Annotated in this window: 1 protein-coding gene; it reads left to right on the top strand. The window is 67.0% G+C overall.

Annotated features, from left to right (window positions below; all coding sequences use genetic code 11):
- The coding region (locus tag GTW58_RS13730) for an ABC transporter ATP-binding protein (protein ID WP_168023624.1) at window positions 1-572 on the top strand (572 nt) is incomplete at both ends.

Below are 572 nucleotides of genomic sequence, written 5' to 3'. Positions count from 1 at the left end.
AGATCTCCAAGCAACCCGAACACAAACGAGCTGCTCGGGTGGGCCGGGTGTTCCAGGACCCCATGGCGGGTACCGCCCCCAACCTCACGGTCGAGGAGAACCTGTCCCTGGCGGACCGCCGCGGCGCGGTCCGCGGGCTGGCCCGGGCGGTCACCGGGTCCAAGCGGGAACGCTTCGCCGAGGAACTCAAGGTGCTCGAACTCGGCCTGGAGAACCGGCTCAAGACCAAGGTGGGGCTGCTCTCGGGCGGCCAGCGTCAGGCATTGAGCCTGCTCATGGCCACGTTCTCCAAGCCCAAGGTGCTCTTGCTGGACGAGCACACGGCCGCGCTGGACCCGCAGCGCGCCGAACTGGTGACCCGTTTGACCAAGCAGGTGGTCCAGGCCCAGGGGCTGACCACGTTGATGGTCACCCACAACATGAACCAGGCCCTGGACGTGGGGAACCGGCTGATCATGATGCACGAGGGCCGGATCATCCTGGACGCCTCCCCGGAGGAGAAGCAGCGCATGACCCCGGAGGACCTGCTGCACAGGTTCACCCAGCTCAAGGGTGCTGCCCTGGACGACAAG

Source organism: Kocuria subflava (assembly GCF_012163155.1).
GTDB classification, from domain to species: domain Bacteria; phylum Actinomycetota; class Actinomycetes; order Actinomycetales; family Micrococcaceae; genus Kocuria; species Kocuria subflava.
This window is presented reverse-complemented; position numbering and strand designations above follow the sequence as displayed.